At 67.7% G+C, this 3,831-nt stretch carries 3 protein-coding genes; all 3 read left to right on the top strand.

Going from position 1 to position 3,831, the window contains the following annotated elements; translation table 11 throughout:
• The first annotated feature begins 506 nt into the window (after window positions 1-506).
• The 3 genes from RF640_RS18720 to RF640_RS18710 all read left to right on the top strand — a co-directional run bounded on the left by RF640_RS18720 (window position 507) and on the right by RF640_RS18710 (window position 3,746).
• Complete coding sequence (locus RF640_RS18720; RefSeq protein WP_081994601.1) at window positions 507-2,294, top strand: L-lactate permease; 1,788 nt, start codon at window positions 507-509, stop codon at window positions 2,292-2,294.
• Between the two features lie 150 nt (window positions 2,295-2,444).
• Window positions 2,445-3,158 carry a FadR/GntR family transcriptional regulator gene (locus RF640_RS18715; RefSeq protein ID WP_115163159.1) on the top strand — a complete coding sequence of 238 codons (714 nt, stop codon included), beginning with the start codon at window positions 2,445-2,447 and terminating at the stop codon, window positions 3,156-3,158.
• 342 nt (window positions 3,159-3,500) lie between these two features.
• Window positions 3,501-3,746: a hypothetical protein gene (locus RF640_RS18710; protein ID WP_141246871.1), complete on the top strand. Its 246-nt coding sequence runs from the start codon at window positions 3,501-3,503 to the stop codon at window positions 3,744-3,746.
• Window positions 3,747-3,831 lie beyond the last annotated feature (85 nt).

Raw genomic sequence — 3,831 nt, 5'->3', positions numbered from 1 at the left:
CAGCGCGACCCGCGGATACATCGCGTCCACGATGCACGTGGCGAACAGGGCGATTCTCATGCGACCTCCGGGAACAGGAGAACGAGGACGGGCGAAGAAGGAAAAAGGGTCGATGCGAGGACACCGCACCGCCTGTGGTCTGACCATAGTAGGACTATGAGCCGCACCACACAATCAGGGCGGCAGGCGGCGAGAACATTGCGCCGCAGGGGTTGGAGGTGTGACCTGGCTCATGTACTCTTCGTGGTCAGACCATTGTGGTCCGACCATACGGTGGTCGCGTGTGAGGTCCTTCCCGAACTCGTATGCGGGAAGCACCGAACGACCACCCGACCGACACCAGGTCTGTACTGCTCTCCGCAACTCTCAGGGGAGCGCATCGAGATCACTGGGGCCGGGATGAGCTACGCATCGCGTCCCGGAAACCTCGACCCAGCCCGTACCACGCACCCGGCCCGACCCGGCACCCGCGATCCTCCGGGGCAGGGCCCAGAAAGGATCTGTCCGTGGACAATCTCGCTGTCCTGAGCCTTCTGGCTCTGCTGCCCCTGCTGTTGGTGGGTGTGCTGTTGGCCGGTTTCCGCTGGCCGGCGAAGTTCGCGATGCCGGTGGGCTACCTCGCGGCCGTCGTGGTGGCGCTGACCGTGTGGCAGATGAGCTTCACCGGAGTGCTGGCCGCCACCATCGAGGGCCTGATCGTGGCCATCACCATGCTCTACATCGTCTTCGGCGCCCTGCTGCTGCTCGCCACGCTCACCGTGGGCGGGGCCATGGCCACCATCCGCGCTGGCTTCAACAACATCTCGGCCGACCGGCGGATCCAGGCCATCATCATTGGCTGGCTCTTCGGCTCCTTCATCGAGGGCGTCTCTGGCTTCGGCACCACCGCCGCGGTCGTGGCCCCGCTGCTGCTGGCCATGGGCTTCCCCGCGATGGCCGCCGTCATGATCGGCCTCATCGTCCAGTCCACCCCCGTGAGCTTCGGGGCGGTCGGCACGCCCATCCTCGTCGGGGTCGCCAACGGCCTGGGCGGGGACCCCGCGGTCGCTCAGCGCGTCGAGATTCTGGGTGTGACCATGCCCGAGTTCATCAATTCGATCGGCTTCTACACCGCGGCCATCCACGCGATCGTGGGCATCCTCATCCCGCTGATCCTCGTGACCCTGCTGACCGGGTTCTTCGGCCCCGACCGGCGCTTCCGCGACGGGCTGGCCGTGTGGCCCTTCGCCGTCTACGCCTCCCTGGCCATGACCGTCCCCTACGTGCTGGTGGCCCGCTTCCTCGGCCCCGAGTTCCCCTCAATGTTCGGCGGGCTCCTCGGCATGGTGCTGGTGATGTTCACCTCCAGCCGCGGCTTCCTCATGCCCAAGGACACCTTCCAGTTCGGCCCGCGCGCCGACTGGCCCACCCGCTGGATGGGCACCATCGAACCGGCCGAGGCCACCGACGTCTCCACCCACATGAGCACGGTCCGCGCCTGGGCGCCCTACGCCCTGATGGCGGGGCTGCTGGTGGCCACCCGTGTCATCGCCCCGCTGAAGGAATGGCTGACCGGCCTGGCGATCCCGTTCGAGAACATCCTGGGCACCGAGATCACCACCACTGTCCAGCCGTTCTACCTCCCCGGCTTCGTGCTGATCCTCGCCTCGGCCTTCGCCTACCTACTGCACCGGATGAACTCCCGCGAGATCGCCCAGACCCTCAAGATCTCGGCCGGCCAGCTCGCCGGCACCGCCGCCGCCCTGCTCTTCGCCGTGCCCCTGGTGCGCGTGCTCATCCAGTCCGGCCCGGCCCTCAACGACTCGGGGCTCTCCAGCATGCCGGTGACCCTCGCCGAGGGGGCCGCCGCGATCTCGGGCAGCTCCTGGCCCGTGATCGCCCCCTGGATCGGCGCGCTGGGTGCCTTCGTGGCCGGGTCCAACACCGTGTCGAACCTGACGTTCTCCCAGTTCCAGTTCTCCACCGGTGCCGCGATCGGACTCGACCGGCCCGAGCTCGTGGTCGCCGCCCAGGCTGTGGGTGGGGCCGGTGGCAACCCGATCGCGATCCACAACATCGTGGCGGCCTCCGCCACCGTGGGCCTGCTCGGGCGCGAAGGCGACCTGCTGCGCAAGACGATCATCGTGACCACCTACTACTGCCTCGCGGGCGGTGCGGTCGCGTACCTCTTCATCCACGGGGTGGGTCTCAACCTGGGCACCGTCATGCTGGTCCTGCTCGTCGCCGGACTGGCCCTCATCGCCCGCTGGTTGTGGCGCAAGGACGCGCCCGCCAGGAGCGAGCTCCGGGTCTGATCCGGCACGTGGGGCCGGTGCCGACGGCATGTCAGGTGCCGGCCCCACGCCTCCGGGGCCCCGAGGCTGCGCCCGACCCATCCGGTCAGGTGCAGCCTCGCGGTCTCTCTAGAATGGTCCGGTTCCCCATATACCCTCCAGGAGCCCCTCGTGCCCGCGGTCACACGCACCTACACCCTCGTCCTTGACTGGCTCGAGGAACGCCTGCGCTCCGGGGAGATCTCGGTGGGCGACAGACTGCCCGCAGAGCGCCACCTGGCCGAGGAGTTCGGGATCTCCCGCGCCTCGGTCCGCGAAGCATTCCGGGTCCTCGACGCCATGGGCCTGGTCCGTTCCTCCACCGGGTCCGGGCCCAACGCCGGGGCGATCGTCATCTCGGACCCCTCGGCCGCACTCGGCTGGGCGCTGCGGATGCACGTGGCCAACCGGTCCTTGCGCATCCGCGATCTGGCGCAAACCCGACTGCTGCTCGAGACCCAGTCCGCCCACGAAGCCGCCACCGCCCCGGACACTCCCCAACGCACCGCGATAATCGACCAGGCCACCGAACTGGTGGCCGCCATGGACGACCCGGACCTGCCGGACGAGCGCTTCCACGCCCACGACGCGCAGTTCCACATCCTGCTCGCCTCTCTGGCCGGCAACGTGGTGGTCGAGACGATTATGTCCTCGCTGCGCCAAGCCACCATCGGCTACGTCCAGGAGACCGTCGCCGACCTCGAGGACTGGCCGAAGGTACGCCAGACCCTTCAGGAACAGCACAAGAGCATCCTGGAGGCCTTCCAGCAGCGCCGAGGCGCAGACGCCGCCGACGCCCTGCGCCACCACATCATCTGGTTCTTCGAACTCAGCGACCACCGCTAAAAAGCGGTACCCAGAGTCCCGCATCACCCAGGATCGTTGACCGCTGCGCACTGACCGTTCCCGTCAACACGGGACCGCGTGCACGAACCACCCCAGGCACATCCCAGCGGACTGCATACTCACACCTCAAGAGCCTCCGGCTCCAGCCGGCCGCGACCGACCCCTGCCTCGTGCCGCCACGGGGAAGCCATGCGCGTTCCAGGCCGAGAACACCGCGCGCCGATACCGCACCACGGAGCGCATCACATCGGGACGACCACGCACCATGGGCTCACCGCACTCCGGATGACCACCCCGAGGCCACAACCCAACCCAGAAGCGCCGACGAAAGGCACCGCCACCATGACCAGCCCCGACCCCGGCCCCGTCCCCGTCCCCGTGGAGGACTGCACCGTGCTGCAAGCAGGTGATCGCATCGATGTCCACCTTGCCGGTGACCTCTACTACCGCGGACTCGTCGAGGAGACCATGCCACTCCTCCACGTGGTGTGGGCCCGAGAACTCGGAACCGGCGAACGGAAAATGTTCTCCACCGACGAGAACCGCATCTTTCGGCACCCACCACCAGCCACCCCAGAAAAGCGCTGACGAAGACCTCTCCTTGTCCCGTGACGGGTCTGTTGGAGGCTTTCATTCCACGGAAGGATGAGAGTCATGGGAGCACCGAGGAAGT

Source organism: Kocuria sp. CPCC 205231, assembly GCF_040980965.1.
Taxonomy (GTDB): Bacteria; Actinomycetota; Actinomycetes; order Actinomycetales; family Micrococcaceae; genus Kocuria; species Kocuria rosea.
The sequence above is the reverse complement of the archived record's forward strand: the minus strand, read 5'-3'. Positions and strand labels throughout refer to the sequence as shown.

Excerpts from the sequence above, each read along its gene's own strand:
- RF640_RS18710 (WP_141246871.1), top strand. The coding sequence starts at position 3,501 with ATGACCAGCCCCGACCCCGGCCCCGTCCCCGTCCCCGTGGAGGACTGC.